At 72.9% G+C, this 17,620-nt stretch carries 13 protein-coding genes; 6 read left to right on the top strand and 7 right to left on the bottom strand.

The features are described 5' to 3' along the window. The first annotated feature begins 43 nt into the window (after positions 1 to 43). Entirely contained in the window at positions 44 to 1,456 is a 1,413-nt protein-coding gene (locus ACPCK6_RS13775) for an alkaline phosphatase PhoX (protein WP_396882240.1), read from the top strand. 291 nt (positions 1,457 to 1,747) lie between these two features. On the opposite strand, the gene ACPCK6_RS13770 is transcribed toward ACPCK6_RS13775, so the two are convergent. After that, positions 1,748 to 1,978 carry a winged helix-turn-helix domain-containing protein gene (locus ACPCK6_RS13770; protein ID WP_318334875.1) on the bottom strand — a complete coding sequence of 77 codons (231 nt, stop codon included), beginning with the start codon at positions 1,976 to 1,978 and terminating at the stop codon, positions 1,748 to 1,750. A 233-nt stretch (positions 1,979 to 2,211) separates the two neighbouring features. On the opposite strand from ACPCK6_RS13770, the gene ACPCK6_RS13765 reads away from it, so the two are divergent. The 3 genes from ACPCK6_RS13765 to ACPCK6_RS13755 are packed head-to-tail and all read left to right on the top strand — an operon-like array spanning position 2,212 to position 2,893. Continuing rightward, on the top strand, positions 2,212 to 2,340 hold the full coding sequence (locus ACPCK6_RS13765) for a hypothetical protein (RefSeq protein ID WP_423481302.1): 129 nt from the start codon (positions 2,212 to 2,214) through the stop codon (positions 2,338 to 2,340). Further along, on the top strand, positions 2,337 to 2,612 hold the full coding sequence (locus tag ACPCK6_RS13760; protein WP_366622144.1) for a hypothetical protein: 276 nt from the start codon (positions 2,337 to 2,339) through the stop codon (positions 2,610 to 2,612). The genes ACPCK6_RS13765 and ACPCK6_RS13760 overlap by 4 nt, the downstream gene beginning before the upstream one ends. A 26-nt stretch (positions 2,613 to 2,638) precedes the next feature. After that, the gene (locus tag ACPCK6_RS13755) at positions 2,639 to 2,893 is read left to right on the top strand and encodes a hypothetical protein (protein WP_423481318.1); all 255 of its coding nucleotides are present in this window, start codon (positions 2,639 to 2,641) and stop codon (positions 2,891 to 2,893) included. A 37-nt stretch (positions 2,894 to 2,930) separates the two neighbouring features. Here ACPCK6_RS13755 and ACPCK6_RS13750 read toward each other — a convergent pair whose 3' ends face one another. After that, positions 2,931 to 3,524, bottom strand: coding sequence for a TetR/AcrR family transcriptional regulator (locus ACPCK6_RS13750; RefSeq protein WP_423481301.1), 594 nt, complete (start codon positions 3,522 to 3,524; stop codon positions 2,931 to 2,933). A gap of 262 nt (positions 3,525 to 3,786) precedes the next feature. Between ACPCK6_RS13750 and ACPCK6_RS13745 the strand changes: the two genes are divergently transcribed. Then, positions 3,787 to 5,247 (top strand): MFS transporter, encoded by a 1,461-nt coding sequence (locus tag ACPCK6_RS13745; protein WP_423481300.1) that lies wholly within the window; start codon positions 3,787 to 3,789, stop codon positions 5,245 to 5,247. A gap of 73 nt (positions 5,248 to 5,320) precedes the next feature. Here the strand turns inward: ACPCK6_RS13745 and ACPCK6_RS13740 are convergent, their stop codons facing one another. Both ACPCK6_RS13740 and ACPCK6_RS13735 read right to left on the bottom strand, forming a co-directional pair. Further along, positions 5,321 to 7,999, bottom strand: a complete 2,679-nt coding sequence (locus tag ACPCK6_RS13740) for a type 1 periplasmic-binding domain-containing protein (protein WP_423481299.1) — start codon at positions 7,997 to 7,999, stop codon at positions 5,321 to 5,323. A 132-nt stretch (positions 8,000 to 8,131) separates the two neighbouring features. Further along, on the bottom strand, positions 8,132 to 8,917 hold the full coding sequence (locus ACPCK6_RS13735; RefSeq protein ID WP_423481298.1) for an SGNH/GDSL hydrolase family protein: 786 nt from the start codon (positions 8,915 to 8,917) through the stop codon (positions 8,132 to 8,134). Between the two features lie 197 nt (positions 8,918 to 9,114). Between ACPCK6_RS13735 and ACPCK6_RS13730 the strand changes: the two genes are divergently transcribed. After that, entirely contained in the window at positions 9,115 to 10,650 is a 1,536-nt protein-coding gene (locus tag ACPCK6_RS13730) for a M1 family metallopeptidase (RefSeq protein WP_423481297.1), read from the top strand. Positions 10,651 to 10,702: 52 nt separating this feature from the next. Here ACPCK6_RS13730 and ACPCK6_RS13725 read toward each other — a convergent pair whose 3' ends face one another. From ACPCK6_RS13725 to gltB, 3 genes are all read right to left on the bottom strand, one after another. Further along, complete coding sequence (locus ACPCK6_RS13725; protein WP_423481296.1) at positions 10,703 to 11,230, bottom strand: hypothetical protein; 528 nt, start codon at positions 11,228 to 11,230, stop codon at positions 10,703 to 10,705. 146 nt (positions 11,231 to 11,376) lie between these two features. Then, positions 11,377 to 12,882: a glutamate synthase subunit beta gene (locus tag ACPCK6_RS13720; RefSeq protein WP_396882247.1), complete on the bottom strand. Its 1,506-nt coding sequence runs from the start codon at positions 12,880 to 12,882 to the stop codon at positions 11,377 to 11,379. Continuing rightward, complete coding sequence (gene gltB / locus ACPCK6_RS13715) at positions 12,875 to 17,542, bottom strand: glutamate synthase large subunit (protein WP_423481295.1); 4,668 nt, start codon at positions 17,540 to 17,542, stop codon at positions 12,875 to 12,877. The genes ACPCK6_RS13720 and gltB overlap by 8 nt, the downstream gene beginning before the upstream one ends. Positions 17,543 to 17,620: the final 78 nt, after the last annotated feature.

The raw sequence follows: 17,620 nt of genomic DNA, 5'->3' as shown, positions 1-17,620 counted from the left end.
CTTGCCTTCGCTCAGGCAATCGTGCGCACAGGAAGGCGACGACGTGACCACCTCACCTCTCCCCCGGCGGTCCCTGCTGCGCGGCGGCGTGGCCGGCGGACTCGGCATCATGGTGGCCGGCAGCCTGGAGGCGATCGCCGGACCGGCGGCGGCCCGGCCCGCGTGCCGCCCCGCCGTCGGCTACGGCGACCTGGTGCCGGACCCGGCCGGCCTGCTGGCGCTGCCGCCGGGTTTCTCGTACACGGTCGTCGCGCAGGCGGGCGCGACGCTGCTGGAGTCCGGGCAGCCCACCCCGAGCGACGCGGACGGCACCGGCTGCTTCCGCGGCCCGCACGGCTCGGTGCTGGTGAACAACCACGAGATCGGCGGCGACGAGCCGTACCCAGTGCCGGCGCTACCGGGCCTCACCTACGATCCGGGCGCCCGCGGCGGCACCACCACCATCGAGGTGGACCGGCACGGGCGGCGGCTGCGCGAGTACGTCAGCGTGGCGGGCACGCACAACAACTGCGCCGGTGGCATCACCCCGTGGGGCACGTGGCTGACCTGCGAGGAGACCGAGCAGCGGGCCGGTGGGCGATTCCTGAAGGACCACGGGTACGTCTTCGAGGTCGACCCGCACGACAGGTCCGCCAACACCGATCCGGTGCCGCTGACGTTCCTCGGGCGCTACTCCCACGAGGCGGTGGCTGTCGATCCGTACACGCACTCGATCTACCTGACCGAGGACGCGAGCGGGCCCAACGGCCTGTACTTCCGGTGGACGCCGCCGCCCGGCTTCCGGGCCGGCAAGGGCGCGCTGCGGGCGCTCGCCCAGCGGCCCGACGGTGGTACCGCCGGCAGCCTCGCCGCGATGCGCTGCCTGCGCGGCGACGGCCACGTGGCCGACCTGTCCGAGGCCACCACGCCCGGCACCCGCTACCGGGTTGAGTGGATCGAGGTACCCGACCGCGACGCCCGCACCGTGTCGGTCCGCAAGCAGTTCACCGACGCCGAGGTGACCCGCAGCCGCAAGCTGGAGGGCGCCTGGTGGGGCGACGGCGGCGCGTACTTCGTGGCCAGCTACGCCCGCCACGACGACGGCAGCGCCAACGAGCACGACGGGCAGGTGTGGTTCTACGACCCGCGCCGGCAGACCGTGACACTGAAGACCATCTTCGGGGTGAACACCGACCCGGAGGCCGACACCGGCAACTACGACGGGCCGGACAACATCACCGTCTCGCCGTACGGCGGGGTGATCCTGGCCGAGGACGGCGAGGGCGTGTCGCACCTGGTCGGCGTCACCGAGCAGGGCAAGACGTACCCGCTGGCGCGCAACGAACTGAACGACAGCGAGTTCACCGGGCCGACGTTCAGCGCGGACGGGAGGACGCTGTTCGCCAACATCCAGTCGCCGGGGTACGTGTTCGCGATCACCGGACCGTGGGGGCGGCCGGGTAACGCGCATCGCTGAGAGGGCGCCGGCCGGTGGTTTCCCCAGGGGCGGGAACCGTCGGCCGACCCGCCTCACCTCGGCGATCTTGCACTTGCAGCCCCGAAGGATGGGTGCATAAGCCGCAGTTCGCCAGCCGAAAGTGCAAGATCGGCGCGCTGGACCGCGCCGACGATATCCGCGCGGACGCTCTCGGCGATCGCGGAGCGTGGCGGGGTCAGCCGCGCCTCGCCATCCCCTTCCCACGCAGATCTTGGAAGCTGAAGGCCCCCGGGAGGGCCGTCAGCTTCCAAGATCTCGCAGCGTCCGCGACTACGGCGACTCGGGACGCTCAGCGACGAACACCCCGAGGCCGTGTACGCCCTCTACCCATCCCTGCGTCTGAAGCACGAGGATGGCCTGGCGGACCACTGTCGTTGAGACGCCATGCTCCGCCTTGAGCTGCGCTGTGGACGGCAACTTGTCTCCGGGCGAGAGTTCTCCTGACTGAATCTGAGTGCGGAGCTGGTCCGCGAGCTGTTCCCACTTCGGTTTGACGGGCATATGGACTCCCAGGTCTGCCCCGCCATTCGATCACGCACAACTAGTCGTGACAAGCAACGTGTTGTCGTGCTTGCTATGCGTGACTAGTTGTGTAAAGCTCCAGCTGACCGGCTCCCAGGTCTGCAAACCGGAGTTGGTCCGTTCCCACCGCGCAAAGCGCTCGGTCGACCAATCCCCCGGTCGGCCGGGCGTGCGCACCTGTCATCCGCACGTCGTACCCGGCGGGAGGCCCGATGGGCGAGCGCACCGACAACCTCAACCCCGGCGAGCCCTTCGCCTCGGCGCAGGACCATGCCTGCCTGGAGGTGGCATGCACGCGCCTGACCAAGGCCGCCGTCATCCGTTCCGACGCTCCCCGGTGAAGGCCGGTCCCATCCTGGCGGGCGACCTCCTCCACCTCGACCGCGCAGCGAGCGTGCAGTTCTGCCGCCCGATCACGGTGCGATTCATCCGGGAGATCACCGACCGCCAGACGTTCGACGGCTGGGCGTGGATCGAGGCGTACGAGTTGAACGCCGGGGGCGACGCGATCGCCAGGCGAGAACTGTTCGTCCAGCCGGCCGGGCTGCGCTGGCTCAACCCGGCCGTCGCCGACTGCGGCCACACGGCGAGACGACCACGGATACCGGCGTGAGCACCGGCGCACGCCCGCATCTGCCCATGCGCCCGCTCTGGATCTGCAAACGCTGCGCCTATCCGTGGCCGTGCGCGGAGGCTCGACTCGACCTGCTCGCCGAGTACGCGAACGATCGTGTCGCCCTGTCGATCTACCTGTGTGGGCAGCTCTATGACGCAGCCCACGAGCTACATCGACTCAACCCGTACGAGGCTCCCAGCCCACAAGTGTTGTTCGCTCGATTCGTCGGCTGGGCACGGCCGTGCCCGCCACTTCCTCCCGCACAGCGCAGCCCTTGATGCGTCACGTCAACAGACGGCCGGGCGACAAGACGTATCAATTCATGCCCGCCGGCGGGCGCAGGCCGTCCAGCGCGATGGCCAGGACGCGGTCGCGCTGGGCCGGATCCGGGAACTGGTACGCGGCCAGCCCGCTGATCAGCCGGATCACGTCGTCGAAGCCGGCGTCCGTCCGGGCCGCCCCGGCCTGCTGCGCGCGGCGCAGCAACGGCTCGCCGGTCGCGTAGATCTCGGTGCGGCAGCTGCGGAACACCTCGGAGTCGTGCACCAGTTCCTCGGCCAGCGCCCGCTTGGTGGCGACGTAGGCGACGAACCGGTGCAGCCAGCCGACCAGGGCGTCCCACGGCGGCTCGTCGGCCAGGTCGGCGGCGGAGGCACTGAGTGCCCGCACCTCCTCGACGTAGACCGCCTCGAACAGCTCCCGCCGCTGGGGGAAGTTGCGGTAGAGCGTGCCGATGCCCACGCCCGCCCGGCGGGCGATCTCCTCGAGCGACGCACCCGCGCCGCGCTCGCCGAAGACCTCGCGGGCGGCGGCGATCAGCGCGTCGTAGTTGCGGCGGGCGTCGGCTCGCTTGGGGCGGCGCGCGAAGACCTCGCCGGACACGTCGGCGTCAGCCATGACGCGCGTCACCCCTTCCACCTTGCAACCGGAGGCACCCCTCCGCTAGGTTAATGGAGGCACGCCTCCGGTTGCTGACCGGAGCCACCCCTCCGGATAGCTTACTCCGGACTTCCGGCCGCCCTCCGGCCACGCGATCCTCGCGCCACGACACGGACCCGGGAGGTCCCACCATGCCCGCCGACCGCTGAGCGCCCGCACGACCCGGCCGCCACCGCCGCACGACTGCGCGAGCGGCCACCAGTCTCGTACCGACAACGGGGAGTTCTCCCACATGATCCACTCATCAGGGCGCGGCTCGCGCCGGCTCACCTTCCTCGTGCTGGCCGCCGGCACCGGATTCTTCGCGATGCTCCAGTCGCTGATCACGCCGGTGCTGCCCACCATCCAGCACGACCTGCACACCTCGCCCAACACGGTGACCTGGGTGCTCACCGCGTACCTGCTCTCCGCGTCCGTCTTCACGCCGATCGTCGGTCGCATCGGCGACATGGTCGGCAAGGAGAAGACGCTCGTCTTCTCGCTCGCCGCGCTGGCGCTGGGCTGCCTGCTGGCAGCCGTCGCCCCCAGCATCGGCGTGCTGATCGCCGCCCGGGTGGTACAGGGCGTCGGCGGTGCCGTGTTCCCGCTGTCGTTCGGCATCATCCGCGACGAGTTCCCGGCCGCCCGGGTCAGCTCGGCCGTGGCCTCGATCTCCGCGGTCGTCGCCGTCGGCGGCGGGCTGGGCGTGGTGCTGGCCGGGCCGATCGTGGCCACCCTGGGCTACCGGTGGCTGTTCTGGATCCCGCTGGTGGTGGTCGGCCTGACCGCGCTCGCCGCGCACCGGTTCGTGCCACGCTCGCCGGTACGCACCCCGGGCCGGATCAACTGGCTCAGCGCCGTACTCCTGTCCGGCTGGCTGGTGGCGCTGCTGCTGCCGGTCAGCAAGGGCGCCGCGTGGGGCTGGGGCTCCGGCCGGGTGGTCGGGCTGCTGGCGCTGGCCGCGGTGCTGGCGGCCGCCTGGCTGGCGACCGAGGCCCGCGCCGCGAACCCGCTGATCGACCTGCGGATGATGCGCCTGCCCGCGGTCTGGACCACGAACCTCGTCGGGTTGCTCTACGGCGCGTCGATGTTCGCCGTGTACGCGTTCCTGCCGCAGTTCGCGCAGATCCCGACCAGCGCCGGCTACGGCTTCGGCGCCAGCGTCACCCAGGCCGGGCTGCTGATGCTGCCGATGCTCGTCGGCATGTTCGTGGCCGGCCTGCTGGCCGGACGGTTGCAGTCCCGGTTCAGCGCCAAGGCGCAGCTGAGCACCGGCGCGGTGTTCAACGTGGCGGCCGCCGCCATGCTGACCGTCGCGCACGACACCCGCTGGCAGGTCGGTATCGCCGGTGGTCTGGTGGGCCTCGGCATCGGGCTGGCGTTCGCCTCGATGGCGAACCTGATCGTGGCGAACGTGCCGGCCGGGCAGACCGGCGCGGCGACCGGCATGAACGCCAACATCCGTACCATCGGCGGCGCGATCGGCGCGGCGCTCGCCAGCGCCGTGATCACCGCGAACCCGCAGCCGAGCGGGCTGCCCCGGGAGGCCGGTTTCACGGCGGGCTTCCTGCTGCTCACCTGCATCTCGGTGGCTGCGGCGCTGGCCGCGCTCGCCGTACCCTCCGGCCGCCGCCGGTGGCCCCGGCGGCGGATCGGGCCGGCGGTGCCGGACCTGGCGCCGGCGCCGGCCGCGGAGCTGGTCCCGGCCCGCTGAGCTGAGCCCTCTCGTTCCGTGGATCTTGGTACGCCCACGCCCCGCGCGGGGCGTGGGCGTACCAAGATCTCGCCTAGCGTGGGGCGACGCGGCAGCCGGGGTCGGGGCCGGTGTCGGCCACGCCGCAGTGGAACACCTCGACCGGGGCGGCGTCCACGTCGGGCACCTTCGCCACGGTGAGCAGCGCCAGCCGCTTCGCGACCGGTTCACCGGAGTCCGGGGCGTACCGGATGAGGCCGCTGACCCCCGGGTAGCCGCCGGCGGCGTTCTGCCGCAGCACCTCGGCGTGCACCCCGACCGGGTTGACCGAGCGGGGCTCCCAGCGGCGGCCGGTGTCGGCGTGGCGCAGCCGGGCGGCGAGGCTCTCCAGCGCGCGTACCGTCATCATGGTGGCGTCGTAGGCCAGGCTGACCCGCTCGCCGACCGGCGGACCGGTCCCGGCGCGGCATCGGGGCGGGTCGAGCAGGCCGTCCGCGCCGATCCAGGTGAGGAAACTGCCCCGGGCGTCGTCGCGCCCGGCCTGCGCGGCCCGCAGCGACGCACACGTGGCCAGCGCGGCCTTCGACACGTACGTGACCGGCAGGTTGCCCGGCGCGCTGGCGCGCAGCCCCGGGTTGGCCATGTAGCGGTTCACCGAGTCGTCGGCGACCAGGTGCCGGGGCGGGTTCGCGCCGCACTCCTTGAGTGCGCGCATGAACCCGTCGAACTCCGACCAGCGGCCGGCGAAGAAGAGCATCCCCGGGTAGCCGCACTCCTGGGTGAGCCGCCGCCCGCTGCGCCACTCGTCGAGCCGGGTGATCCGGTCGCCGAAGCGTTCCCGCAGGCCGTCGACGAGGGTGGCGACGTACAGGTCGTCGGCGAGCGAGCTGCCCTCGCCGGTGGTCCAGTAGACGTGCGCCTCACCCACCCGCAGCACCTGCCGGGCGTACGTCTCGACCATCCGGGCCTGGTCGCGGTTCGGCGCGGACATGGCCAGGTAGAGGCTGGAGTTGGCGTCCATCCGGTCGGCGGACAGCGTGGGGGCGAGCACCGGCAGGCCGACCCGGTTGAGTTCGCGCAGCGCCGCCGCCGTGCTGGTGCGGCTGTCCACCAGCCCGACCACGCCGAGCACTGTGGGGTCGTCGCGGGCCAGCCCCTCCAGCATCCGTACCGCGTCGCCGGCGTGCCGCATCTGCCGGCCGGCGTTAGCCACCACGATGTGCAGCAGCGCCGCGTCGTCCGCCGCCGCCGACTCCTGGAGCAGGGCGTACTGGGCGGTGGCCATGCCCTCCAGCTCCTCCCGCTCGGAGACGTAGGACTCCTCGTCCGCGCGGGTCCGGTTGCCGGTGAGGCTGCCCAGGTAGACGAGCGTCAGGTAGGGGCGGCGGTGCTCGCTGCGCCGCCACACCTCCTCGGCGGCCCGGTTCTGGGCGAAGATGCGCCGCTGCACGGCGCGCAGCCGGTCCTGCCCGGGTTCGCTGTTGAAGACCTGCCCGGCGGTGTCGCTGTAGCCGACGCACTCCCCTCCGACGAGCCGGACGGTGACCCGGTCGGTGGGCCAGGGGCGGCAGTCCGGCGCCCACCGCCCGTGCGCCCACACGCCCAGCCCGGCGACGAGCGCCAGGGCCACCGCGGCGGGCAGGAACCGCCGCGCCCACCAGGGCGGGTCGGGTGCGACAAGGGCCGGCGGGACGCCTCCCACCGGGGCGTCGACGTCCCGGTCGTCCGCCTCCAGCAGCATCAGCCAGGCGCCGGGACGGCGCAGCCGGCGGTTCTCCGGCAGCGCCTCGACCCACTCCTCGTACGCCTCCTCGGCCTCGGCCAGCGGCCGGGCCGCGGCCGGTTCCGGAGGCGGGTCCGCGGCGACCGCGACGACGAGCAGCGGGTCGTTGCGGCCGGTCTCGTTGCGGACCTCGTCGACGAGCCGGACCAGCGTGTGCCCGACGTTGTCCGGCCGCGCGCCGTCGAGCACCAGCACCGGATAGGCGGTGCGGCGCCAGTCCCCGGGCCGCCAGAACCGCCGCCGGTACGCCAGGCGCAGATCCTCCAGGAACGCGTGCAGCAGCAGCTTCTCCACCTGGGCCGGGTGTTCGCCGTCGCGCCAGCCGGCGGTGAGCCGCTCGGCGAAGCCGAGGAACGTCACCGACTGCCGGGGCGCCAGGTACTGCTGGCGCATGAACCAGCGGTACTGCCGTCCGACGAGCGGCACCCGGCCGGAGACGGCGATCCGGAACACGACGCCGGGTACGGCCCGCCACAGCAGCCAGAGCAGCAGGTGCAGCGCGGCGCCGAGGCCGGAGTCGCCGCCGACCTGGGGGTCGTCACCGGTCCGCCGTCCTCGCCAGTCCCGTAGCCGGCGTACCAGCGCGGCCCGGCCGCTGTCGGCGGCGTCCAGGTCCACGGCGAGCGTCTGGTGCATCAGCCAGTCGGCCAGCGGGTAGTGCCGGAACCGCAGCCGGGGCGCGCCGAACGCCTCCACGGAGAGTTGCCGGTGCAGCTCGCGCAGCACGGACGCGACGTCGTCGCCGGCGGGCCGGCCGGTCAGGTCCAGCACGGCGTGCGGTACCCGCCGCCCGGCCCGGCGCGCCGCGAAGCGCCGTAGCAGGGCCGCGACCGCGCCGTCCCCGGCGGGCCGGACCAGCCAGAGCAGCGGGAGCCGGCGGTCGCCGCGGCGTGGACGCCGCAGCAGCCGGGCCAGCAGGGTGAGCAGCTCCGGGCCGCCGGCCGGGAGCTGCTCACGGACCGGACGCGGCCGGGTCACCGGTTCACGCATGGTCACCTCCGGGTCGCACGGGGTGTCGCACCATTGTCGACGTTCGATGCAACCCGGCACGGCGGGGCCCCGCTCGACGGACGGGTGTCGAGCGGGGCCCTCTCCTCATATGGGGCACTTCCTCACATGGGATCAGCCGATCGCGGCGGTCAGCGCGGCCAGGTAGCCGTAGCGGTAGCCGTTCGCGTTCGGGTGGTACGCCTCGATGACGCCGCTGACGTCACGGATCCACGGATCGCCGGCGCACACGCCGTGCCCGGCGAAGAACGGCCGCGCGTCGACGAAGGTGCCTCCGGCCGCGGCGGCCCGGCCGGAGATGACGCCGTTGAGCGTGTCGGCAGCCTGGTTGAGGATGGTGCGCTTGTAGCTGCTCATGGCGAGCAGTCCACAGGAGCCGGTCTCGAACAGCCGCGGGTAGCCGAGCACCACCAGCCGGGCGTTCGGGGCCCGGTTGCGGATCGCGGTGTACGTGGCGTCGAGCCGGGCGGGCAGCGTGGCGGTGGCGAACGCCTTCGACTCGTTCACCGCGCTCTCGCAGCTGGACGTGCTGCCGAAGCGGCAACTGGTCATCACGTCGGCGAAGCCGGCGTCGTTGCCGCCGATGGTGATGGTGACCAGCGTGGTGCTGCTGCTGAGCTGGCCGACCTGGTTGTTCAGCACGTCGGCGGTGACCGCGCCGCCGCAGGCCGGGAACCTGAAGCTGGTGACCGAATGGGCGGCGGCCCAGAGCGGGGCGTACGACTTCTGGCTGCGCAGGCAGGTGGACAGGTCGTACGGGCCGGCGCCGACCCCGGAGGAGTAGGAGTCGCCGAGGGCGACGTAGTTGACGGTGGCCGCCCGGGCGGCACCGGGCAGGAGCACGGCGCCGAGTACGGCCGCCAGGAGGGCGGCGAACACGGTACGGACGCGACGGGGCATGGCAGAGCCTCCACGGGGCAGGGGTGGTGGAGCCCGTTGACCGCGCGCGTGGCCGAGGGATCGGTGCTGTTACTGGTCGGTAATGCTATCGAAACATTCGTCGAAATTGAATAGCTCCGATCGGCCGGACAGGACAGATACGTTCACATGCGTCGATTAGCTTGACGGTGACGACACCCGACGGAGGGAGTCCCACCGTGCGACGCGCACTCACGGCGGCCATCGCCGCCCTGACCCTCACCACGGCCGGCACCACAGTGACCGGTTCCCCCGGCCAGGCCGCCCCCACCGGATGGGGCCGGCCGCAACCCGCGGCGGCCATCCCGACGCCGGGCAGCCCCGGGCTGGGCGACAGCTACTTCCCCGACTACGGCAACGGCGGCTACGACGTCGGCCACTACGACATACGGCTGCGCTACGAGCCCGCCACCGACCGGCTCAGCGGCACCACCACGATCCTCGCCACCGCCACGAAGGACCTGTCCCGGTTCAACCTGGACTTCGCCCTCGACGTCGAGTCGGTGCGGGTGAACGGGTGGGCCGCCGGGTTCGCCCGGGCCGGCGACCACGAGCTGGTGATCACCCCGGCCCGGCCGCTGACGAAGGGCCAGCAGCTCACCGTCGTGGTGAGGTACGCGGGCGTGCCGTCGCAGACCACCGTCTACGGCTACACCGCGTGGACCCGTACCGCCGACGGGGCGCTCGCCGTCAACGAGCCCGAGTCGGCCTGGTGGTGGTACCCGAGCAACGACCACCCGAAGGACAAGGCCACCTGGGACGTCTCCGTGTCGGTGCCGACCGGCGTCGAGGTGATCAGCAACGGCGTGCAGCCGCGCGACCCGCTGCCCGAGGCCGGCAACCGCACCCGGTGGAGCTGGCGCAGCGTCAAGCCCGGCGCCACGTACCAGGCGTTCCTCGCGATCGGGCAGTACGACATCGTCACCGAAGTCGCGCCGAACGGGCAGCCGGTGGTGAACGCGTACAGCACCACGCTCGGCGAGCGCCTGCCGGCCGCGCGGGCCAGCATCGAACGCACCGCCGAGATCGTCGAATGGGAGAGCGGGCTGTTCGGCCCGTACCCGTTCGAGGCGCAGGGCGGCGTGGCCGGGCCCGTCGACGGCATCGGCTTCGCCCTCGAGACGCAGACCCGCCCGGTGTACGGGCCGGGCTTCTGGCGGCGCGGCGCCAACACGTACGTGGTGGTGCACGAGAACGCCCACCAGTGGTTCGGCGACTCGGTGTCGGTGGCGGACTGGCGGCACATCTGGCTCAACGAGGGCTTCGCCTCGTACGCCGAGTGGCTCTGGTCGGAGGAGCAGGGCGAGGGCACCGCGCAGGAGCTGTTCGACTTCACCTACGACAGCTACCCGGCCGACTCCGAGTTCTGGCAGGTGCGCCCCGGCGCCCCGGGCCCGAGCGGCATCTTCGACGCCGCCGTCTACGACCGGGGTGCGATGGCGCTGCACCAGATCCGGCTCGCCGTGGGCGACGCCGCGTTCTTCCGCATCCTGCGCACCTGGACGGCCAAGCGGCAGTACGGCACCGGCACCGTCGCGCAGTTCCAGGCGCTCGCCGAGCGGATCTCCGGACGGGACCTCGACGCGGTGTTCACCACCTGGCTGTTCACCCCCGGCCGGCCCGCCGTGGCCACCGCCGCGCGGACGACAGCCGCACCGGCGCAGCCGGCCTCGTGGGCGAAGATCCGGGCCGCGCACGACCTGCTCGGCCGCTGACCGGGCGCCGGCCGGGCGGCTCCCCCACCACGGGGGCGGCCCGGCCGGGCGGTCAACCGGCGGTCGGCACGGGTGCCGCAGTCGGCGCAATCCAGGACTGTGCCGCCTCGACCGCGCGGATGTGGCGGTAGGCGAACCAGAGCGGCGGGAACGCGCCGACAGCGAACGAGAGGTCGACGAGCGTCCAGAACCAGGGGATGTCCCGGATCGGGCCGCAGATCACCGCGAGCGGCACGATGCCGGCGCAGGCGATCATTCCGACCTGGACCACCCACACGTTGCGGACCGGGTCACGCAGCGGCCCCCAGAACGCCACCGCGAGCACCAGGTGCGCGAAGGCCAGCCAGTCGGTGCCGTACCGCAGGAACGGATAGTCCTCACCGGCCGCCACCAGTCCGACGTGGACCCGCTCGATCCAGTCGACCAGCGCCGGGAACTGCCCGGCGAGCGGATCGGACGCCGCCAGCAACCAGCGCACCTCGACCTCCAGCGGGAACGCGGTCACCCCGCTGAGGACGAGCCCCGCCACCACCAGCCAGAGCCAGCGGCGGATGCGCCGCAGGCGTTCCTCGACGTCCATGGCCGCAGCCTAACGACGGTCGTCGTGCCGCCGGGGCCCCGTCCGGCATGACCTGGGCCACCCTTCCCGGACGGCCGCGCGGGCGACGGCGGGTGTTAAGAAGGGCCCCCTCCTCTACCTGAGGCGTTAAGAAGGGGCCCTTCCTTTCACCTGGCGGCGAGCGGCTGGCGGGCCGGATCGACGGGGGCGGGCAGCTCGCCCACGCCGCCCAGGTACGCGTGGATCGCCGCCGCGGCGGCGCGTCCCTCGGCGATCGCCCAGACGATCAGCGAGGCGCCCCGGTGCATGTCACCGGCGACGAAGACACCGTCGGCGGCCTGCCAGTCGGGGCCGGAGTCGATCGCGCCCCGGCGGTTGCGGGTCACCCCGAACTGGGCCAGCAGCGGCTGTTCCTCGGTGCCCTCGAAGCCGATGGCGAGCAGCACCAGGTCGGCCGGGATCTCCCGCTCGGAGCCGGGTAGCGGGGTGACGATGCGGCGACCGTCCACCTTCTCCACTGTCACCTCGGCGATCCGGACCGCGCGGACCCGGCCGGTGCCGTCGTCCACGAACTCCTGCACCGCGACGGCGAACACCCGCTCGCCGCCCTCCTCGTGCGCCGGGTAGTTACGCAGCACCCACGGCCAGGTCGGCCACGGATCCCGGGCCGCGTCCCGCTCCGTCGGCGGCTCCGGGTAGAGGTCGAGCTGGTGGACGCCGGCCGCGCCCTGCCGGTGCGCCACACCGAGGCAGTCGGCGGCGGTGTCGCCACCACCGATGATCACCACGTGCTTGCCGGCGGCGTCGATCGGCGTACCGTCGGGCAGCGTGGCGAGCGCGGGCCGCCCGTCCCCGGCGGCGGCCACCACCCGGTTCGCGGCGACCAGGTGCGCCATCGCCTGGTGCACGCCGCGCAGCGCCCGGCCGGGCGTCTCCGGGGTGTCCCGGCCCTGCAACGCGCCGCAAGCAAGCAGCACCGCGTCGTGCTCGGCGCGCAACTGCTCGGCGGTCACGTCGACGCCGACCTCGACGCCGGTCCGGAACCGCACACCCTCGGCGGTGAGCTGGGCCAGCCGCTTGTCGATGTGCTGCTTCTCCAGCTTGAAGTCGGGGATGCCGTAGCGGAGCAGGCCGCCGATCGCGTCGTCGCGCTCGTACACGGTGACCGTGTGGCCGGCGCGGGCGAGCTGCTGCGCGGCGGCCAGCCCGGCCGGGCCGGAGCCGACCACCGCCACCGACCGCCCGGTCGGGGCGGACGCGGGCCGGGGCCGCAGGCCGTCGCGGGCCACGGCGGCGTCGGCGATCTCCACCTCGACCTGCTTGATGGTGACCGGCTGCTGGCCGCCGAGGCCGAGCACGCAGGCCGCCTCGCACGGCGCCGGGCAGAGCCGGCCGGTGAACTCGGGGAAGTTGTTGGTGGCGTGCAGCGACTCCACGGCGGCGTCCCAGTTGCCGGTGCGGACCAGGTCGTTCCAGTCCGGGATGCGGTTGCCCAGCGGGCAGCCGTCGTGGCAGAACGGGATGCCGCAGTCCATGCACCGGGTGGCCTGCTCGCGGATCAGCTCCTCACCGGCCGGCGGGTAGACCTCCCGCCAGTCGGAGATGCGCACCGGCACCGGACGGCGGGCCGGCAGCCGCCGGTCGTAGCGCAGGAAACCGTTCGGGTCAGGCACGAGCCACCTCCTGGGCGACCGCCCGGGGCGCGGGCGGTACCGGCGCGGCCGACGGCACGCTGAGCGCGCTCATCACCGCGTCGTCGACGTCTCGGCCGGCGGCTTCGGCGGCCCGCATGATCTCCATGACCCGGCGGTAGTCGCGGGGCACCACTGCGGTGAACTCCTCCACCGCCTGCGGCCAGCGCTTGAGCAGGTCCTCGGCGACGGCCGAGTCCGTCTCGGCGAAGTGCCGCTGGACCAGCTCGTGCAGCCGGTCGCGTTCCTCGTCGCGCAGCGGCGACAGGTCGACCAGCTCGGCGTTCACCAGCCGCTGGTCGAGCCGGTGCACGAACGCGGTGCCACCGGACATGCCGGCGGCGAAGTTGCGCCCGGTCGGCCCGAGCACCACGACGGTGCCGCCGGTCATGTACTCGCAGCCGTGGTCGCCGAGGCCCTCGACCACCGCGACCGCGCCGGAGTTGCGCACCGCGAACCGCTCCCCCACCCGGCCGCGCAGGTAGACCTCGCCGCCGGTGGCGCCGTACAGGATGGTGTTGCCGGCGATGATCTGGTCCTCGGCGCGGCGGCCCGGCGTGGCGTCCACGCCGACGAACGGCGCGTCGGCGTCCGGCCGGACCACGATTCGGCCGCCGGACAGTCCCTTGCCGACGTAGTCGTTGGCGTCGCCGTACAGGCGCAGCGTGACCCCGCGCGGCAGGAACGCGCCGAACGACTGGCCGGCGGTGCCGCGCAGCCGGAACTCGATCGTGTCGTCGGGCAGCCCGTCGCCGCCGAAGCGGCGGGTCACCTCGCCGCCGAGCATCGCGCCGACGCTGCGGTGCTCGTTGCGGACCTCGACCTCGACCCGGACCGGGGTACTGTCGCGCAGCGCCGGCCCGGCCAGCTCGATGAGCCGGTTGTCCAGCGCCGCGTCGAGGCCGTGGTCCTGGGCGCGTACGCCCCGGCGGGCCGCGCCCTCGGGCAGCTCCGGCAGGTGCAGCACGCGGCTCAGGTCGAGCCCGTGGCCCTTCCAGTGGTCGATCGCGCCGGCCACGTCGAGCAGCTCGGTGTGGCCGATCGCCTCGTCGATGCTGCGGAAGCCCAGCTCGGCCAGGTAGCCGCGGACCTCCTCGGCGAGGAAGAGGAAGAAGTTCTCCACGAACTCCGGCTTGCCGGTGAAGCGCTCGCGCAGCACCGGGTTCTGGGTGGCGATGCCGACCGGACAGGTGTCCAGGTGGCACACCCGCATCATCACGCAGCCCTCGACGATCAGCGGCGCGGTGGCGAAGCCGAACTCCTCGGCGCCGAGCAGCGCCGCGATCAGCACGTCCCGGCCGGTCTTGAGCTGGCCGTCGACCTGCACCGTCACCCGGTCGCGCAGCTTGTTGAGCAGCAGCGTCTGCTGCGCCTCGGCCAGGCCCAGCTCCCACGGGGTGCCGGCGTGCTTGAGCGAGTTGAGCGGGGACGCGCCGGTGCCGCCGTCGTGCCCGGAGATCAGGATGACGTCGGCCTTGAGCTTGGCCACGCCCGCCGCGACGGTACCCACGCCCACCTCGCTGACCAGCTTGACGTGCACCCGGGCGGCCGGGTTGACGCACTTCAGGTCGTGGACGAGCTGGGCGAGGTCCTCGATGGAGTAGATGTCGTGGTGCGGCGGCGGGGAGATCAGGCCGACGCCGGGGGTGGCGTGCCGGGTGCGGGCGATCCACGGCCAGACCTTGTTGCCGGGTAGCTGCCCGCCCTCGCCGGGCTTCGCGCCCTGCGCCATCTTGATCTGGAGGTCGTCGGCGTTGACGAGGTATTCGCTTGTCACGCCGAACCGGCCGCTGGCGATCTGCTTGACCGCGGAGCGCCGCGCCGGGTCGTGCAGCCGCTCGACGTCCTCGCCGCCCTCACCGGTGTTGGACTTGCCGCCGAGCCGGTTCATCGCGATGGCGAGCGTCTCGTGCGCCTCCGCCGAGATCGACCCGTACGACATGGCGCCGGTGGCGAAGCGCTTGACGATCTCGGCGGCCGGCTCGACCTCGTCCAGCGGCACCGCCGGGCGCACGCCGGTGCGCAGCGTGAACAGCCCGCGCAGCGAGCCCGCCTGCGCGGCCAGCTCGTCGACCTTCGCGGTGTACTGCCGGAACACGTCGTACTGGCGACTGCGGGTGGCGTGCTGGAGCAGGAAGACCGTCTCCGGGTTGAACAGGTGCAGCTCGCCCTCGCGGCGCCACTGGTACTCGCCGCCGACCTCCAGCCGGTCGGTGGCCTGCGCGCCCGGCGCCGGCCAGGCCCGCGCGTGCCGGGCCGCCACCTCGGCGTGGATCTCGTTCAGGCCGATGCCGCCGATGGTGCTCGGCGTGCCGCGGAAGTACCTGTGGACCAGGCGGGTGTCCAGGCCAACCGCCTCGAACACCTGCGCGCCGCAGTACGACGACACGGTCGAGATGCCCATCTTGGACATGATCTTCAGGACGCCCTTGCCGAGCGCCTTGACGTAGTTGCGGACCGCCTTCACCCGGTCGACGCCGGCCAGCACGCCGGTGGAGATCATGTCCTCCACCGACTCGAAGGCCAGGTACGGGTTGACCGCCGCCGCGCCGTACCCGATCAGCACGGCCGCGTGGTGCACCTCGCGGCAGTCGCCGGACTCGACGATCAGCGCCACCTGGGTGCGGGTCTGCTCGCGGACCAGGTGCTGGTGCACCGCGGCGGTGAGCAGCAGCGACGGGATCGGGGCCAGGTCGGCGTTGGAGTCCCGGTCGGAGAGCACCAGGATGCGGACGCCGTCCTCGATCGCCTCGGAGACGTGCCGGCAGATCTCGGTCAGCCGCGCCTTGATGCCGGCGCCGCCGTCGCGCAGGCGGTAGAGCCCGGAGACCCGGACCGCCTTGAAGCCGGGCAGGTCGCCGTCCTCGTCGATGGAGAGGATCTTGGCCAGCTCGTCGTTGTCGATCACCGGGTACGGCAGCACGATCTGCCGGCAGCTCGCGGGGCCCGGGTCGAGCAGGTTGCCCTCCGGCCCGATGGTGGACGCCAGGCTGGTCACCAGTTCCTCCCGGATGGCGTCCAGCGGCGGGTTGGTGACCTGCGCGAAGAGCTGATGGAAGTAGTCGTAGAGCAGCCGTGGCCGGGTGGACAGCGGGGCGATCGGGGTGTCCGTGCCCATCGAGCCGATCGGCTCGGCGCCGCTGCGGGCCATCGGGCCGAGCAGGATCTTCAGCTCCTCCTCGGTGTAGCCGAACGTCTGCTGGCGGCGGCGTACCGAGTCGTGGGTGTAGACGGTGTGCTCGCGCGGCGGCAGGTCGTCCAGCTCGATCAGGCCGGCGTGCAGCCACTCCTGGTACGGCTGCTCGGCGGCCAGCTCGGTCTTGATCTCGTCGTCGGAGACGATCCGGCCGTTGACGGTGTCGACGAGGAACATCTTGCCCGGCTGGAGGCGGCCCTTGGCGACCACGGTGGCCGGGTCCAGGTCGAGCACGCCCGCCTCGCTGCCGAGCACCACCAGGCCGTCGGCGGTGTGCCACCAGCGGCCCGGCCGCAGGCCGTTGCGGTCCAGCACCGCGCCGACGATCTCGCCGTCGGTGAACGCGACCGACGCCGGGCCGTCCCACGGCTCCATCAGGCTGGCGTGGAAGCGGTAGAACGCGCGCTTGTCGGCGCGCATGTCCGGGTCGTTCTCCCACGCCTCGGGGATCATCATGAGCACCGCGTGCGGCAGGCTCCGCCCGGCCAGGTGCAGCAGTTCGAGCACCTCGTCGAAGTTGGCCGAGTCGGACGCCGCCGGCGTGCACACCGGGAAGACCCGGCGGATGTTGCCCGGGATGCTCGGGCTCCGGAGCAGCGCCTCGCGGGCCTGCATCCAGTTCCGGTTGCCGCGGATCGTGTTGATCTCGCCGTTGTGCGCGATGAACCGGTACGGGTGCGCCAGCGGCCAGGACGGGAACGTGTTCGTGGAGAAGCGCGAGTGCACCAGGGCGATGGCGCTGACCACCCGCTCGTCGGTCAGCTCCGGATAGAACGCCGGGAGCTGGTCCGGGGTGAGCATGCCCTTCCACACCATGGTGCGGCCGGACAGCGACGGGAAGTACGCCGGCACGCCCCGCTCGGCGGTCTCCCGCTCGACCTGCTTGCGCAGGCAGCACGCCACCCGGTCCAGGTCGAGCCCGGTCAGCGGGGAGCCGGCCGGTCCGGCCGGCGAGTCGGTCAGCCGGTGCGCGGCCACGAACAACTGCCGGACCCGGGGCATCGCCGCGAGCGCGGTCTCCCCCAGGCCGGACGGGTCGGTCGGCACCTCGCGCCAGCCGAGCACGTCGGCGCCCTCGACCAGCGCGTACTTGTCCACCACCTGGCGGGCACGGGCCTCGGCCGCGTCGTCGTCGGGCAGGAACACCAGGCCGGTGGCGTACTGACCGGCCGGGGGCAGCGGGAAGTCGACGGTGGCGCGCAGGAACGCGTCCGGCACCTGGATCATGATGCCGGCGCCGTCCCCGGTGTTGTGCTCCGCGCCCCGGGCGCCCCGGTGGTCCAGCCGGCACAGCGCTCCGAGGCCGTTCGCGACGACCTGGTGCGAGCGCCGCCCGTGCAGGTCGGCCACGAAGGCCACGCCGCAGGCGTCGTGCTCGTACGCGGGGTCGTAGAGCCCGGTCGTCCGCGGGGCCGACTGCGGGCTGTGAGGGTACGGAAAGGCCACCGGGCCTCCTGTCGTCACTCAGGATGGATCATGATGGGGACGACGTCGGCCCTCTGCGGTTTATTGAGTCTACGTTAG

It is taken from the genome of Micromonospora sp. AB353, from assembly GCF_049538395.1.
GTDB classification, from domain to species: Bacteria; Actinomycetota; Actinomycetes; order Mycobacteriales; family Micromonosporaceae; genus Micromonospora; species Micromonospora aurantiaca.
Note: the sequence above shows the minus strand (reverse complement) of the source record. Positions and strands in the feature narration are given on the sequence as shown.

Excerpts from the sequence above, each read along its gene's own strand:
- ACPCK6_RS13765 (WP_423481302.1), top strand. The coding sequence starts at position 2,212 with ATGGGCGAGCGCACCGACAACCTCAACCCCGGCGAGCCCTTCGCCTCG.
- ACPCK6_RS13725 (WP_423481296.1), bottom strand. The coding sequence starts at position 11,230 with ATGGACGTCGAGGAACGCCTGCGGCGCATCCGCCGCTGGCTCTGGCTG.
- ACPCK6_RS13735 (WP_423481298.1), bottom strand. The coding sequence starts at position 8,917 with ATGCCCCGTCGCGTCCGTACCGTGTTCGCCGCCCTCCTGGCGGCCGTA.
- ACPCK6_RS13770 (WP_318334875.1), bottom strand. The coding sequence starts at position 1,978 with ATGCCCGTCAAACCGAAGTGGGAACAGCTCGCGGACCAGCTCCGCACT.
- ACPCK6_RS13740 (WP_423481299.1), bottom strand. The coding sequence starts at position 7,999 with ATGCGTGAACCGGTGACCCGGCCGCGTCCGGTCCGTGAGCAGCTCCCG.
- ACPCK6_RS13745 (WP_423481300.1), top strand. The coding sequence starts at position 3,787 with ATGATCCACTCATCAGGGCGCGGCTCGCGCCGGCTCACCTTCCTCGTG.
- ACPCK6_RS13755 (WP_423481318.1), top strand. The coding sequence starts at position 2,639 with ATGCGCCCGCTCTGGATCTGCAAACGCTGCGCCTATCCGTGGCCGTGC.